Here is a 16,507-nt window from a genome sequence, read left to right as displayed (position 1 = left end):
GGTGTCCTCCCTATCGAATGATGATTACCAGCTGGCTTTTTTGACGCCAGGAATTTGGCCTAGATGTGCATGTTTGCGGAAGTTGACCCGCGACATGCCAAATTTGTTCATGTATCCTCGTGGACGACCGTCGATCATATCCCGTTTTTTCAATCGATTTGGATTTGAATCTTTCGGCAGTTTGGCTAAACCGGCATAATCTTTTGCGGCATTTAGTGCCATCCGTTGTTCACGATACTGTTCAACAAGTTGAACTTGTTTGTTATATTTTGCGATTTTAGATTTCTTCGCCATGTATCATAATCCTCTCTATTTTTTGATTTCTCGAAAAATTGCTTTCCGTCTTAGTTTAGGGGAATATTTTTTTAGTTCCAATCGTTCTGGTGTGTTTCGTTGATTTTTACTTGTCAAATACAATCTTTCCCCAGTTTCAACACACTCTAAAATAATATTATTTCGCATATACATGCTCCTTCCACGGACTGTTACACACTAAAAAATGCAAACTGTAACAATTACGTTTTGAATCATAGCATATTTTTTTTCTTTGCACAAGCATTAAATTTATTTTTTTGTTATTTAACACGTGACGTTATTTTCATATGAACGATTGGTCTTTTGTTTGATCCACCTTTAGCGCTAGACACAAAAAGCATCTATCCCGCTATGGACAGATGCTTTCTTCCTATAGATCATCAAAACTTTCCTTACTAAACCGTTTCGTGGGTATTCAGCCACTCACTGACGGCATTGATCCGGGCGATTCGCAAATGGGGCAACCCGTTTCGCGATAATCCGTGAGACGATTGGGGAAATAACATTAGTTTGGTATCGACCCCATGGCGTTTCAATGCCATATAAAATTGTTGCCCTTGTTCCTGTGGACAACGCAAGTCATTTTCTCCATGTAATACCAAAGTGGGCGTTTTGACTTGATCCGCATAAGCAATGGGGGACAAGGCCCATAATGCAGCAGATTCATCCAATTCCCGCAACAATTGGTACTTCACAAAGAATGGGCCAATATCACTGGTACCATAAAAACTGAGCCAATTTGAAATAGAACGCTGGGTCACTGCCGAAGCAAATCGGTCAGTATGTCCGACGATCCAATTGGTCATAAAGCCGCCATAACTACCACCGACGACATGGACTTTTTTGGGATCGATTTCTGGATGATCTACCAAAACAGCATCTACACCTAGCATGAGATCTTCAAAATCTTTCTTGCCATATTCACCCAAGATTGCTTTGACGAAGTCTTGGCCATATCCTTGGCCGCCTCTTGGATTCAGCATGATCACCCCATAACCATTTGCCGCATGGACTTGCATTTCATGGAAGAAGGTTTCGCCGTAGCACACTTGCGGACCGCCATGGATATACAAGATTGCCGGATGATGTGCAACTGGGTCAATCGGTGGCACATACCAGCCTTGAATCTGCCATTCGTCAGCGCCTTGATAATCAAACGCTTCAGGTTGACTGATCATCTGTGTTGCAACTGTCTCTTTGTTAGGATCATAAATTGAATTGATCGTGCCATTTTCCAAATCAATGACACCCATTCGACTTGGGATCACCGGTGTCGAATAAGAAACGGTCACTCTGCCCGCTACAGGTTGAGACGTATCTACAATATCTAACGGTAGATCCACCAACCGTTCCCATTGACCTGTGACTGTCCCTTGATATAAGGTCAACTTGCCTGACTCAGTTACCGGTGCGAGAAAGGTCTGATCATCCAACCAATAAAACTTTGGTCCTTTATTTTTTTGTTGAAAGTCACTGATAATCGCGTTACCAAAGGCTTTGTCTAAACCTTTAGATAGATTGACCGCAGTCTTCTTGGTGAGATCAATCAGATACACATCGTCTAATGTGACAAAACCATAGGTCAAGTCATTGCCTAATACCAGCAATTGATCACCCCGCAGCGCCGCAAAAGAATAGGTGCCATTCGGCAAATAATCTGCCATACTCGTTACAGATTGGGTAGCTGTTGTGACCTGATAAATCATCGAACCGTAGCGCCACTCATCCTCAGGTGCATACTCGCCACTAATATACAGAAACGCCCCTTCCTCTGACACTGCAGCGAGTTGAAAGGGATCTTTTTGTGTATAAATCAATTCGGGTGTTTTTTTATTGATAGCGATCCGATAAACAGCGCTTTTGGTTTCATTCAAAAAGCCAACACCGTCAGTTAAATAATCAACTTTATTGGTTGATTTGACTTCTGGAAAAAGCGCTGCTTTTTCTTTGGACGCTTCCGTTTCTTTGCCTTCTGTGGCTTTGTTTTTTGCAGAAGATGTTTGTTGATAGTAGATGGCCGATGAATCACTTAACCAAAAATAGTGCTGTACCCCTTTTTCACTAACGACTGCTTGCGCTTTCCCACCTGAGAGCGGCATGATCCATAGAGTGGTGGTCTCACTAGATGCATCTTTCGATACGAAACTCAGCCATTCTTGATTTGGTGATACTTGCAAATGGTCATGTTGATGTCCTTGTGTACCCCATTGACGCAATTGATTGGTTCGGGTGTTGATACTAAGAATAGCGCTTTGATACTGATTCGTTTCCTCATCAATCGTTGTCTCAATAAAAAAAACATCCTCGTCAACAACGACCGGTTGTGCCACACTTTTCAAATCAAATAGTGATGCGTTTGTTATTTTCTGCATAGATACCCTCCATAAGTTCGTCTATTTTTCTTATCTTTCATTATAGCAAATCTACTGCTGTCCGCGATGCTCAATCTGCTGCTTTTTCATCAGTAGCGGAAGCCGCGTAAATTGCCCACCTCTTCAAAACCCGCCATTGTTCCTCTATCTGTTAGCAGGTCTTGTCCATTTTGTTTCAGCGTGAGCTGAAATGTGGTACTGGCGCTTTCTCTAATGATTCGCCCCATTGCACCTCTCGATGGCGCTTGCAGCGGGTGCCCCTCCATCGTTTCAATGATGATCGCTAATTGCAGATCCTTTTGTCGAAGCAACACAGTTAATCTATCTTCTTCTCTCACAATGTCAGTTATCTTCCCACCATAGTACGTGGCAAATCGATACTCTTTATCCCCTATTTGTAAGATACAAATCAACCCTAAAAAAGTGCTGCCTAAAAAAGGAATATCTGCAGCTGAAAAAAAGAATCGTGCATCAGCGTTGTCAAATAGGTTACTCTGCACCCAAATATAGGCAGCGGGAAATGAAGTCCCCCAATCCTTTTCGATATAACCTTTACCACCCTCGAGAGCTAAGACTTCCCCATTCCAAGATAAAGTGCCTGACAAGGTATGTCCCATGCTTAAAATACCATGGTAACATTCCATAAAGGACAAATATGAAAATGGCCCCATGACACTCGGGGCATAGGTGGAATGTTTGATAGGCGTTAAATGATCGTATGTTAGACTACCTTCTATCGAGAGTTCAGCACTGTGTAAGGCAATCTTTATTCCCCGCAAACTGAACAGATTATCCCCAATCGTGACTTGCTGCGCAACCTCATCCACCTTCATTTCTTCAGCTGGAAAGTGAAAATAATGGGCGGTGTCTTGGCTGATCACTTGAATAAAGGCGTGCTTTTCACCTTTATCATCAATCGAGATGCCTGGGATAAAAGCATATACTTGCGAGCCGATTTGATGTTTAAAATACCATCCTTCGAAAAAACCTCGAGACCGCTTGTTGACATGAAAAAATCGATTGGTTGTTATCATCCTTTTCTCCCTCCCTATATATATCTTTAGTCTATCACAATAAAAAAAATAAGCTTTTCAAGCGCATTCGATTTCTGAAATAGCTATTGGTGAATCGCTATTTCAAATCAATCCTTGCATTGAAAAGCTTTTGATTTCTTTTGTATGATTTAAGAGAAGTTTTTATATTTCAAGTAGGTCGTGCGAATATTCTCCTGATAGGTATCATAGTTTTCTCTGAAAAAAACGGCATAGATCATGTCAAAAATAAATTGAAAAATAAGTTGAATCGTATAATTGGCAATATTATTTTTACTTTCTTGAATGGGACCCGAAAATAATATACATTCATTTTTGCTTGAAGGTATATGCTCTGAAGAAGACTTGATGAAAATAATTTTGGTCTTATTCCCTCTGAGTGTTTTACGCAATTCTTGATATTTTATCATCGGCGAACTTGTGACGAAAATAGCAACATCTTGATGATTTGTCACTTGTGCAACAGCAATTTTTTGATACTCACTACTTGGAACAATCACTTTCGCACCACATTTTTCCATTCGATACTTAAATATTTCTGCCGCAGCTAATTGCTCTTCATCAATAAATATAATGATATTAAGAGCTACCTGAATATCTTTAATCACCGAATTTAAATCTTGAAAATTCATGAATTTTGATGCCATATGTGCGGATTGGGTATAAATTTCAGTCAAATTCGAGCATATTGTATAAATATTATCGTTTTCTCTAAAAGGTATCTTTAAAGATTTATTATACGTGCCATAAATAGCGGTTGTATCAATAGAAAGCACATAAATTTTTAGATCGTTTAAACCCGAAAAATTTAATTTTTTACAAAACCGATAAAGAGTAGATTTTGAAACAAATGCTTGAGCACAAATCTCATCGATTGATAATTGCGTGAACAGCATTGGATCTTCTTCTATAAATTCAACTAGATTCTTTTCAGTTTCCGACAAATTCTCCGTGTTAAATAACTTTTTAAAAAAATCCATAATATTTTCTCCTGCTAAAAACTAAATCTCTTCTATGACATTATTGAAGTCATTATACTAATTACATAATTACATATCAGTCGGTATGTATCTTATTTAAATAGAAATTCATCAATGCACCTATCATATTCGCATCATTTCTATATTTACAAGGTACGATTACTGGGTGAACCATATGAAATGGGTTACTGTTGATTAACCTTTTAACTTCCAATCTTACTATTTCAATAAAAATATCTCTTTCGCTGATGCCCCCGCCTATTGCAAATACTTCCGGATCAAAAATATATTGTAAATTCACAATTTGTTGCGCAATTCCTTTACAAAATTGGTGAAGCAAGACGCGCATCTCTTGATTTCCTGATTCAATTTGGTCAAAAATAATTTCTCCTGTTAGACTCCCTGACGCCATATCCATTTCAATCTCAATCAAGCGTATCAATGACAATACACTCCCTATATGCCCAAAATAAGGATATGCAAAATTTGCATCATCTTGTTTGATAAAACTAAATTCTCCAGCTATTCCTGAACTTCCCCTATGCAGTGTAGAATTTAAAATAATTCCCCCACCAACACCCGTTCCAAATACCAATACAACACCGTGCTGAATCCCTTTCAAAGCCCCCGCCCATGATTCCGCCAACGCTGCGCATTTCCCATCATTTTCAACTGCGACTGGTAGCTTTGTAAACGTTCTGAAAAGAGATACCATATTTGTTTCATTTAAAAATGTCAATACACCTGCTGAAGACGCATATCCATTGAAAACATCAATTTTTCCAGGCATACTCACTGCAATACCGTTCACCTGTCCATCAAACAAATGATAGATTTCTTTGATAGCTTCAACGAATGCTGTTTTACTCTCCAACGGTGTTCGTTTTTTTTCTTTCAATAAAATTTCTCGATTCCCTGTTATCAAACTATATTTTATATAGCTACCACCTATGTCATATATAAGGTACTTCATTACAATTCCAACTTTCGCTTTTTCATTCTACCCTAGCATGTGATTTCTACTAGGGTAGATGGATTCATTATTTACTAATCACTTTATATGTTATTTTACAAACATCCATTCATTAAATGGTGATAAACACAATCATGCCGCTTCCGTTATCTGACTTTCATTTGCAGCAACATCTGCCGCTTTTTCTTCGAGTAAAGCTAATTTATCAGCTTTTATAAAAAATGGTAAATACAGAAGCGCATTAATCAAGATTGTAAATAAAGCGAGTAAGACACCTTTGATTCCTACTGTCAAAATAGGGCCAATAAAAGCTGGTGTGATCCAAGGTAATGATATAGAAGGGTTCAATGTATCATATATCCCTATATTGTATCCTATGAACCCAATCATACCATTAATTAGTGCAGTACCCACCATTGGGATAAAGAATAATGGATTTAACATGAGCGGTAAACCAAAAACCAGTGGTTCATTAATATTGAAAATTGCTGGTCCAAAACTTAATTTTCCAAGTGATTTGTAGCGATTAGATTTTGAAATAAACGGAATCAGTAAAGCGATTCCTAGTGTATTTCCTGCTCCCCCAAGCGAGAAAAAAGCTAATGTTGCCGAAAACGCTAAATAGGGCATTGGCTCACCTGCCATAAATGCTGTTAGATTTGCTACACCTGTGGACATTAAGACGGGTAAATAAATACTAGTAACCGTATTGGGATGAATACCAAAAAACCAAAATAGGGAAACGATTGTCATAAATGTGATTGCAGAAATTGGTGAAGCACCCAAATTCATGATTGGTGCACCAATCACACCATTGATAAATCCAAAATAATCCTCCCACTGGGTAAAACTAAACCCAACTCTTGAAAAGAAGACCAAAACAAATATGATAATGGCTATAAACGTAGGGGAAAGTGATTGTGAGACCATCGGAGGTACTGAGTCAGGTAGCTTAACCACAAGCCCTTTTTTATCAAGTGCACTGTACAAACTCGAAACCAAAATAGCAACAATCATTCCTCCAAAGATTCCATTACTACCAATATAATCAAAATTCAATCCAGCGACTTCACCACCTTCATATGGAATCACTTGTGGCATTAAAATGAAGAACGAAGCCAGCGAAAGGATACCACCAGTAATAGGGCTTGTATTGCGTTCATTTGAATTGTGGTAACCTATCATAAATGTCATATACAAAGCTGTTATTTCCATAGTCACTTTAATCGTAGCACGCATATGAACATCTATTCCCGATGAAGCGAGCCATGTCGTCCAAGATTCAACAGGTAAATTAACTAGAATTGCAATTAAACTAACACCAAGCGTTAACGGCATTGTAGACATTGCGCCATACTGTATTGCACGAATAACTTTATTCTGACTGATTTTCCCCATGACAGGCATAATTTGTTCATTTAAAACTGTATTAAATTGCCCCATAATAAACCTCCAATTATTTTTTTGACTACGATCATCTTTATCCGGATAAGGCGAAAATGTAATCGCTATCAATATCATATAAACGATTGTTTCAAGCAACATTTGATCAAAAAAAAAGAAACAAAATATCCACTATATTGCTCTAAATAGCTAACCAAAAGAAATTTTTGTTTCAAAAGAATATATTAAATGAACCTATACGAAAAATGATATTCCTGCTCACTACATGTGTTTTATTGAAATGAATTCCATTTTTTTAGCGTTTTATTTCACATGACACCTAAACAAAACCCATTCAATATGCCTAAATCATGCATACCAAATGGGTTGATTATTTATTCTGTTATTTGATGCCACGTTGATACGATCCATTATAGGCAGTAAACGTGGAATCATGTAACGCAACCGCTGCTTCCGCCAGCCAATTGACATTGTTGATCATAGCCCTGCCTTGTAAGATCAAATCTGCTTCTCCCATCTGCAAGATATGTTCACATAATGTCGGGTTGTCCAGTAGTCCAACCGTTGCAATAGGAATATTGACCGCTTGTTTCATTGCAGCAGCAAAGGGTACTTGATAGCCATCATAAATCGGAATCGTCGGTTTCTTATCCAGTAAGCCTCCAGTTGAGATATCTAAACAATCAATGCCATCTGCTTCTAACCATTGACCGATCTGCTGCCATTCCGCGATCGAATTCTGACGCTTTTCATCTTCGAAGTCTGTTAAAGACAGACGCATCCATAGCGAGCCCTTGAACACTGCGCGAACAGCTATCACAATTTCTTTGACAAAACGATAGCGGTTTTCTAACGAACCGCCATATTGATCTTTTCGTTGATTCACCAACGGCGACAGAAATTGACTCAGTAAATAACCATGGGCGCCATGTAATTCGATCATGTCTACCCCAGCTTCATCTGCACGTTGACACGCGTCAATAAATGCCTGTTTGATCTTGTTAATGTCTGACAACGTCATTTCATGAGGGACGGGATAGCTTTCATTAAAGGCTTCTGCAGAAGGCCCAAGCGGTCGCTGTGCATCCATAGCTTTGCGCCCAGCATGGCTGATTTGGATACCAACCTTTGTACCAAAGCCATGCAATAGTGAGACTAATTCTGCTAATCCCTCTTTTTGCATGTCGTTCCATAACCCTAGATCTTGATTGGTGATTCGGCCATCAGGATCAACAGCCGTTGCTTCGATAATCACTAAACCAACTTTACTTAACGCTCTCGCTCCATAATGAGCATGATGAAACGGTGTGACGATCCCGTCTTCTTTTTTGACTTCATACATACACATTGGTGACAATACCACATGATTGTCTAAAGACAAATGAGGTATTTGAATGGGAGATAATAACTTTGACATATTTCTCACTCCTTCTTTAGATAGTATCAAATAAAAAAAACAAGCATCTAAAGGCTTGTTTCACTGCTCAAATATTTGAATGACGCTTTCTGGAGAAACAAAATATCCCTCTCTCTATATTTATTATACTATACCCATAGCAAAAAAAACAGACTGGTAATTTGGCTTGATTCTCGTATAATAAACCATACTTTCATAAAAGGGATGTGGGCGCATGGACCAAAGAGCCAAAGAACAAACACACTTGTCGATCGTTTATCAGCAATTACTTGCCCGGAAAAGTCAATTGGATCTATTCTTGGCAGAAAAGAAAGCCGCGCATTTACAAGATTTGCGACAAGTTGGTTCAGATGTTCGATTGAATTTTGACAGTATCACTGATAGCTTAGACACCTATGCCGCAATCGAAAGTAAAAAACGTGAAATAGATCAAATGAATTTGTCTTTAGCAGCTGCAGAAAAAGAATTAGCGTCGGTAGAAAGATTATTGAAAAGTCCCTATTTTGGAAAATTGACGATGCGCTTCACAGATGAAGCCGAAGCTGAGGATTTTTATTTTGGAATCAACGGCTTTACAAACACAGAAAAAAAGGGCGTGATTTATGATTGGCGCTCACCTGTAGCGGCTGTTTTCTATGAAAATAGCCTCGGACCTAGCGCCTACATGGTCAATGATCAACAGATTGACGTGTACGTTCGTGATCGCTGGCAGTTTATGATCGATCATGATCAGTTATTACAGTTATTTGATACCTCTATTGCGATTCAAGATGATATTCTCTTAACCGCATTGTCCACAGACCATACCCAAGAAATGAAAGATATTACTGCTTCGATCCAACAAGAACAAAATGAAATCATTCGTGACACGAAACACCAAAATATCCTTGTCCACGGTGTTGCAGGAAGTGGGAAAACCTCCGTAGCTATGCAACGCGTTGCTTTCCTACTCTACCATTACCGCCAACACTTAACAGCAGATAACGTCCTGATTCTATCACCTAACACGGGATTTACACAGTATATTTCTCAGGTACTGCCATCTTTAGGCGAAAAGAATCCACGCACAATGACGCTGAATCAATTGATAGGGCAACTATCTGATTGGTCTATCCAAAATGAAGCACAATTTTTTTCAACTTTAGTAAAGGCACCATCAAAGGAACAACAAGTACTTCGTCAGCACGCATGTGTTTCTTTTTTGAAACAACAAGCTGCGGCATCTACTGTCAAAATGAACAATTCTTTTTTGCCCATACGCTATAAAAAGAAAATTATTTTTTCTGCCGCTGTATTGCAAGACCTCTATCAAGCAACGCCAGAAACATATACTATGCAGGAACGGTTGCAAGCGGTCAAACAGCAACTGATTCTTCTATGGCAGCAACGTCTAGAAACAAATGCTAAGAATAGTACGATTCAAGATCAAGTCCGGACATTAACAGAAGAAGAACAACAACAAAAGTTAGGCGGATTGATTCAAGATGAACAGCCAGATACGATTCGACATGCCGCATCTATGTTATTGAAGAGAAAGTATCGAAAAGTTGATCAAGCGATTGAACAATTACATTGGGTCGATCAAGAAACGTTGGCTGAAGACCTATATTTACAATACAGCAAGAAACCTCTTACGCATACAACCCCAAATGATATCGATCATCACATATTCTATATGACCGTTCGACATTTGTTTATTCAAAAAATAGCAGTGCCTAAACTAACCTATCTGTTTATTGATGAAGTGCAGGATTATACACCGGCCCAAATCGACTTTTTACTTTTATTGTTTCCATTTGCCGCATTTACTTTTGTCGGTGATGAAAACCAAGCGATATTCCCAGCATCGATCACGTTTAATGAACTAACCATGATTTTTCAACAAGCAAATTTACCCATCCATAGGTATGACATGCTGACAAGTTACCGTTCAAGTGGTGCGATCACAGCGCTCTTTGCTAGATTACAGACCAAAAGCAAACATCTGAAAATTGCTGCCGTGCGACCAATAGGCAAAAGCATATCTTATATCGACAATTTAGCTGATTCACAGCTTATAAAATGGATAAAAAATAATGTTCTTCCTCTTACGATTCTGACTAAGTCTGAAGCTGACGCTATCCGATTACAGAAAGAATTCAGTGATGAATCTACAGCATCAAAGATGACGATCTTACCAATTTATTTGGCAAAAGGCCGCGAGTTTCAACATGTGCTGCTGTATAACGTCAATGATCAAAACTATCATGGTCCATTAGACAAACGACTGCTGTACACCGCAATCTCCCGCGCAACAGAAACATTGATCATCACGTCCAATAGTGCCATAAGTGCTCTCATATAAAGAAAAAAACCTCAACGTAAAGTTGAGGTTTTTGTATATGTTGTTTAACGATGGATATAAGTGTATCCTGAAGCACTCAATGTTGCTGTATTTGGACCAGTTGGTGATGAGAAGCCCATACCGCCTTGAGAGATTGTAATTGTGTTGTTAGAAGCATTGTAAGATTCAACATAAGCAACGTGACCATAAGTACCATCAGCAGTCCAAACACCACCAACAGATTGACCAGCTGCAAAAACTACGACAGAACCAGCTGCAGGCGTACCATTTACAGTATATCCTTCAGCAGCTGCTGAAGCACCCCATTGTGCGCCGTTACCCCAGTAAGTGCCAACCCATGACGCCCGGTTTTTCACATACCAAGTGCATTGTCCAACTGCATACATATTACCTGAACTAGAATGATCGATACCGCCACCTGTTGATGTGCTGCCAGTAGAAGCAGAACTATCGTTTGATGAACTGTTGCTTGAATCATTGCTCGTTGAAGAACCAGCATTTGATGAACTAGTGTTTGATGAAGAACTGCTTGTTTCACTTGAAGCAGTATTACTTGAAGCACTGCTGCTTGAAGATGTATTGCTTGAAGCAGTTTCAGTCACAGTTGCTGCTGCAGTTGCTTCGCTGGCTGCTTGTGCTTGCGCTTCTTTCAATGCTTGTGCTTGTGCTTCTTCTTCAGCTTTTGCTTTCGCTGCTGCTTCTTGTTGTTCTTTCAAGATACGCGCTTTTTCAGCTTCCGCTTCTTCTTTTTTCTTCTTCAATGCATCTTTGTCTTTTTCAGCTGTTGCTTGTTCAGCAGCCAAATCCGCTTTTAATACATTCAAGTCTGCTTGTTTCGCAGCAATTGCATTTTTTTGTTCAGTTAATTCTGCTTGATTCGCAGCAACTTCTTGAATTTTGGCTTCGTTCTCTTTGACTTTATCTTCAACGTCTTGTTGGTCTTGTTTTTGTTGTTCAACAAGATCATTGTTGGCATTGACGATTGTTGTCATTGCTTGTACACGGCCGATAACATCTGTTAATGAATCAGCTTCTAGTACAGCATCGATGAAGTTTGTGCTTTGTCCATTGACTTGCACGTCACGTGCTTGTTTTTGGATGGCTTCTTCACGTTTAGCGATACGTAATTTAAGGGTTGCGATTTTGTCTTGCAACTTCTCTGTTTCTTGACCTAATTCAACTTGTTTGGCTTCTAAAGCAGTGACTTTAGCGCCCACAGTTTCAATTTCTGCTTCTAGAGAATCGATCTGTGATTGTGCGTCAGCTTGTTGACCTTTTAAAGAATCAATCTTTTGGTCTTGCTGTTCGATTTGATCATCAATGGTATCTGCTAATGCTAAGCTAGGTGCTGCAACGGCTGTAAGTGTCAATGAACACACCATTAATGCTGATAACAAACTTTTCTTCACTCGTTTTTCCTCCGACTGGCTCTTTGATTGACAGATGATCTGTCTTTATAAAAACTTAATCTTATCTAAGAAAGTTTAACATTCGTTTTTAACGACAAATGAATTCTACCACAAGCATATGACACACAGATAAAGGAAATGTTACAAAATTATTTCAATCCGACGATAAAAATTGTACAATAAAAAAAACATTCTTAAAACATTGTTAAATCAACGATTCATAAGAAGTAAATTTTCTTTCTTCATTATTTTACACAAAAAGAATTTTCGTAAAAATTGTTTTTTTATTTCAATAAAACCTTCTATATCATGGTCCACTTAGCACACGCTTGATATTCATGACATTATTTTAATCTCTATATCGGCTGCCTGTTCATAGCATCATAATCCTATTGTGTGACTTTTCATCATACAATTTCTATAATAAATAAAAAACAAAAGGAGGATATAATGTTCAAAAAAAATAAACCTTTCAAAATGATTATGGTTTTCGTGCTGATAATCACGATTATCGCTAGTATCGCTTTCTACACGCATCAATCCGCTAAGTCAAATGAGATGCTTGTAAATGAGGAAAAAAACGAATTTTGGCTTTTAAGTGATATTCATTTTTTATCGGCATCGTTGCATGATAATGGCGAAGCGTTTCAACAGTTTGCCGAAGGTGCAGCGGGCAAGGAAATGCATTATCAGTCTGAAGCTATCACTGCATTTGTTGAAGAAGCGCTGACAAGCAAACCGACAGGGATTATTCTCACTGGTGATATGACTTTAAACGGCGAGAAAGCCAGTGCAGAAGAACTCAGTACATTACTTACTCCCTTACAAGAGGCAGGCATCATGGTTTTCGCTATTCCAGGGAATCATGAGATTCACAACGGTTGGGCACGGACGTTTGCCGAAGACAAAGAATATTACGCGGACCAACTGAGTACAGAAGATTTCAAAAGCATATTTGCGGAAGGTTTTGATAATGCCAATAGTCTAGACAAATCTTCCTTGAGTTACAGCATCAATCTCAATGACACCTACCGATTGTTTTTGTTGGATTCATGTATCTATGAAAACGACGTGAATTGGAATGATCCGACTACAAATGGTGAATTAAAAGAAAGCACCTTGGCATGGTTGCAGACACAGTTAGAAGATACAAAGGAAAATGGGCAGACACCATTGGTCTTTTTACATCACAATCTTTATACCCACAATGAATTACTCACGGAGGGCTATGTATTGGATAACGCGGACGAAGCATTGTTCCTATTCAATGCCTTCGATGTACCTGCGGTTTTTTCTGGCCATATTCATATCCAAGACATTGAAGAGAAAGAAGATGCTTTGGCCGAAATCGTCACAGGTTCATATAGTACAGAAAATTTGGGTTATGGTGTATTGACCCTCACCAAAGAGCAAATCGACTATCAAACACGGACAATCGATTTGAACGCTTGGGCAGAAGCGACAGGGCAAACCGATACACACTTACTCGATTATACAGCCTATCAATCGACTGTTTTTTCCAAAAGCACTGCGCAAATGGTTCGAAAGCAGCTTAGTTCTGTCACAGAGTTGACCGAAAAACAGATCAGCAATGTGTGTGCCTTTATCGATGATTTAAACAACGCACTATTCAAAGGAGAAGATCAATATACAAAAGAGCAGGTCGCAGCAATCAAAGCTTCAGAGAACTATCAACTTCTCGCCACCTATTCTTATTTCCTTAAGCAGTACACCGACTCGTTATTGACTGACCAAACACCCGACCAATCATTCACACGCTCCATTCTTTCTGACTAATTCAATCAAAACGTCCATGAAATGAACGATAGCCCTCACATGTTTGCCATGTGAGGGCTATCTGACGAGTCAATATTTATTCGTTGAAAGTCGCAGCATACTATTACTACTATTAATTATTTCTCATTTAAACGATACAATCCCTAACCTCTATTGTATCCTTGTAACTCTGAAGTTACGCCAGGTTTGAATAAATTTCTTCAAAACAAGTAACGTGTGGTACAAAAATATTTGTCGCGTATATGTATTATAACACAAATCACAAAATAAAGCATCTTCTATTCTGATGAAAGACATTCAGAAACAATCAGCTTTCTAATTCTGTATAACGGACAACTGTCTTAAAGTTAATCATCGCTTTCGAAGGACTTTCGATAATTCTAATGACTGCTGTATTCTCCAACATATTTTCAATCAGCCCAATATGCAGCTGTTCTCTAAAAGAGAACTGAATTTTTTGTCCAATCGAAAATTCTCCGCCAGATTGCGAAGGTTGCGGTGCTTTGAATCCGTAAGTATTCGCCATTTTTATACTCCTTAACTAAAAAAAGAGAAGATCGTTTCCGACCTTCTCTTAAAGTTTCATTTACGCTTTAACGATGTTAGTTGCTTGTAAGCCGCGTTGGCCTTCTTCAACGTCGAAAGTCACTGCTTGACCTTCTTCTAAAGTTTTGAAACCTTCGCCTTGGATAGCTGAAAAGTGAGCAAATACATCATTGCCGTCTTCACCTGTAATAAATCCAAAACCTTTATCTGCATTAAACCATTTTACTGTACCGTTATTCATAAACGTATACCTCCATATTACACATCGACTGTGTTTATTTTTGTAATAGAAAATGATGTGTAATTGAAGTGTGTATCAAATAAAAGATAAACAAGTATTAACATATCAGAACTTTACTTAACTATCATAGCACGCCTACGAATAAATAGCAATGGTCTTTTTTAGATTATTGTTGTTGTAAGGAAAACTTATGAATTAAAGTTCAGATCCATTCGAAGCAATCACTTTTTGGTACCAATCAAATGACGCTTTTTTGATCCGTTTCTTCGTTCCATTTCCTGTATCATCTTGATCTACATAGATAAATCCATAACGTTTGGACATTTGCGAAGTCGACGCACTGACAATATCAATACACCCCCATGCAGTGTAGCCAAAGACATCGACACCATCATGCAACGCTTCATTGATTTGTGCGATATGTTGGCGCAAATAGTCAATCCGATACGTGTCATTGATTGTCCCATCTACTTCTACGGTATCTTCTGCCCCTAGTCCATTTTCCGCGACGAACAACGGTTTTTGGTAGCGATCATATAACTGATTCAATGCAGTACGTAGTCCTTTAGGATCGATTTGCCAGCCCCACTTGCTACTTGGTAAATAAGGATTTTTGATACCACCAGTAATCAAATTGCCGACAGCACTTTCTAATCGTTCAGGGTGGGCACTCACTGCACTGGACATATAATAACTAAAGGAGATAAAGTCTACAGGGTTCTCTTTGATGACGGCTAAATCCCCTTCTTCAATCACTAATTCCACTGATTTTTCTTCGAACATGCGTTTTGCATATGCTGGATAATAGCCTCTGGCTTGTACATCACTAAAGAATAGCGAGGTGCGCTGCTGTTCAACAGTTTTTTGGATATCGTCTGGATCACAACTATAGGGTGTCAATAATTGATAACTGATCATACAGCCTACTTGGGCTTGTGGAATCACACGATGGATATAGGCAGTGACGCGTGCACTTGCGACAAATTGATGATGTGCACCTTGATATTTGTCTTGCTCAATATGCGGATGCCCTTCTTCAATGATTCCGACACTGACATACGGGTGATGCTTGACACAATTGATTTCATTGAATGTCACCCAATAGTTGACTTTATCTTGGTAGCGGTCAACCACCGTTTCGGCAAATCGAACATAAAAATCAATCACTTGGCGGTTTGGCCAGCCGCCATACTGTGTCACTAAATAAAGTGGCATTTCGTAATGAGAAAGCGAGACTAGTGGCTCAATGCCGTATTTTAAGCATTCATCAAATACGGCATCATAGAAAGCTAATCCTGCTTCATTCGGTTCAAGTTCATCGCCTTTTGGAAAAATACGCGTCCATGCAATCGACATCCGATAGGTTTTAAAGCCCATTTCAGCAAATAGTCGAATATCCTCTTTGAAGTGGTGATAGAAATCAACACCATGCCGCTTAGGATAATAGTTCGTGCTGTTTGGATCTTGAGCTTCTTCGACTTGCTTGTGGGTCATCATATGCCACTGATTTGTCCAGCGTTCTTTGGGCATATCCTCATCGAAAAGATAGACATCCGATACGGATAGACCTTTTCCGTCAATAGAGGATCCGCCTTCCAATTGATTTGCTGCCGTGGCACCGCCCCATAAGAAATCTTTCGGAAAGTAACTTTTCATG

14 protein-coding genes are annotated in these 16,507 nt (G+C 38.9%); 2 read left to right on the top strand and 12 right to left on the bottom strand.

The window, feature by feature from the left end; all coding sequences use genetic code 11:
- Positions 1-24 precede the first annotated feature (24 nt).
- From rpsN to A5886_RS03570, 8 genes are all read right to left on the bottom strand, one after another.
- Positions 25-294 (bottom strand): 30S ribosomal protein S14, encoded by a 270-nt coding sequence (gene rpsN / locus A5886_RS03605; protein WP_086273674.1) that lies wholly within the window; start codon positions 292-294, stop codon positions 25-27.
- Positions 295-309: 15 nt separating this feature from the next.
- Positions 310-462, bottom strand: coding sequence for a 50S ribosomal protein L33 (rpmG, locus tag A5886_RS03600; RefSeq protein WP_086273673.1), 153 nt, complete (start codon positions 460-462; stop codon positions 310-312).
- 248 nt (positions 463-710) lie between these two features.
- On the bottom strand, positions 711-2,687 hold the full coding sequence (locus A5886_RS03595; protein ID WP_086273672.1) for a S9 family peptidase: 1,977 nt from the start codon (positions 2,685-2,687) through the stop codon (positions 711-713).
- An 89-nt stretch (positions 2,688-2,776) separates the two neighbouring features.
- Positions 2,777-3,721, bottom strand: coding sequence for a tocopherol cyclase family protein (locus A5886_RS03590; RefSeq protein ID WP_086273671.1), 945 nt, complete (start codon positions 3,719-3,721; stop codon positions 2,777-2,779).
- Positions 3,722-3,870: 149 nt separating this feature from the next.
- On the bottom strand, positions 3,871-4,719 hold the full coding sequence (locus tag A5886_RS03585; protein WP_086273670.1) for a MurR/RpiR family transcriptional regulator: 849 nt from the start codon (positions 4,717-4,719) through the stop codon (positions 3,871-3,873).
- A 76-nt stretch (positions 4,720-4,795) separates the two neighbouring features.
- Positions 4,796-5,692 (bottom strand): ROK family protein, encoded by an 897-nt coding sequence (locus A5886_RS03580; RefSeq protein WP_086273669.1) that lies wholly within the window; start codon positions 5,690-5,692, stop codon positions 4,796-4,798.
- A gap of 132 nt (positions 5,693-5,824) precedes the next feature.
- Positions 5,825-7,135: a PTS sugar transporter subunit IIC gene (locus A5886_RS03575; protein WP_218776625.1), complete on the bottom strand. Its 1,311-nt coding sequence runs from the start codon at positions 7,133-7,135 to the stop codon at positions 5,825-5,827.
- Positions 7,136-7,478: 343 nt separating this feature from the next.
- Positions 7,479-8,513 (bottom strand): oxidoreductase, encoded by a 1,035-nt coding sequence (locus A5886_RS03570; RefSeq protein WP_086273667.1) that lies wholly within the window; start codon positions 8,511-8,513, stop codon positions 7,479-7,481.
- Between the two features lie 214 nt (positions 8,514-8,727).
- On the opposite strand from A5886_RS03570, the gene A5886_RS03565 reads away from it, so the two are divergent.
- Positions 8,728-10,857, top strand: a complete 2,130-nt coding sequence (locus A5886_RS03565; protein WP_086273666.1) for a HelD family protein — start codon at positions 8,728-8,730, stop codon at positions 10,855-10,857.
- Positions 10,858-10,901: 44 nt separating this feature from the next.
- On the opposite strand, the gene A5886_RS03560 is transcribed toward A5886_RS03565, so the two are convergent.
- Entirely contained in the window at positions 10,902-12,266 is a 1,365-nt protein-coding gene (locus tag A5886_RS03560) for a CHAP domain-containing protein (protein WP_256926137.1), read from the bottom strand.
- 558 nt (positions 12,267-12,824) lie between these two features.
- Here A5886_RS03560 and A5886_RS03555 point away from each other — a divergent pair.
- Complete coding sequence (locus A5886_RS03555) at positions 12,825-14,063, top strand: metallophosphoesterase (protein WP_373404597.1); 1,239 nt, start codon at positions 12,825-12,827, stop codon at positions 14,061-14,063.
- A gap of 307 nt (positions 14,064-14,370) precedes the next feature.
- Here the strand turns inward: A5886_RS03555 and A5886_RS03550 are convergent, their stop codons facing one another.
- From A5886_RS03550 to A5886_RS03540, 3 genes are all read right to left on the bottom strand, one after another.
- A complete protein-coding gene (locus A5886_RS03550; RefSeq protein ID WP_086273665.1) occupies positions 14,371-14,589 on the bottom strand; it encodes a hypothetical protein in 219 nt (72 codons plus the stop codon).
- 60 nt (positions 14,590-14,649) lie between these two features.
- On the bottom strand, positions 14,650-14,850 hold the full coding sequence (locus A5886_RS03545; protein WP_086273664.1) for a cold-shock protein: 201 nt from the start codon (positions 14,848-14,850) through the stop codon (positions 14,650-14,652).
- A 195-nt stretch (positions 14,851-15,045) separates the two neighbouring features.
- Positions 15,046-16,506 (bottom strand): glycoside hydrolase family 1 protein, encoded by a 1,461-nt coding sequence (locus A5886_RS03540; RefSeq protein ID WP_086273663.1) that lies wholly within the window; start codon positions 16,504-16,506, stop codon positions 15,046-15,048.
- Position 16,507 lies beyond the last annotated feature (1 nt).

Source organism: Candidatus Enterococcus testudinis, assembly GCF_002140915.1.
Lineage (GTDB): Bacteria > Bacillota > Bacilli > Lactobacillales > Enterococcaceae > Enterococcus_D > Enterococcus_D testudinis.
This window is presented reverse-complemented; position numbering and strand designations above follow the sequence as displayed.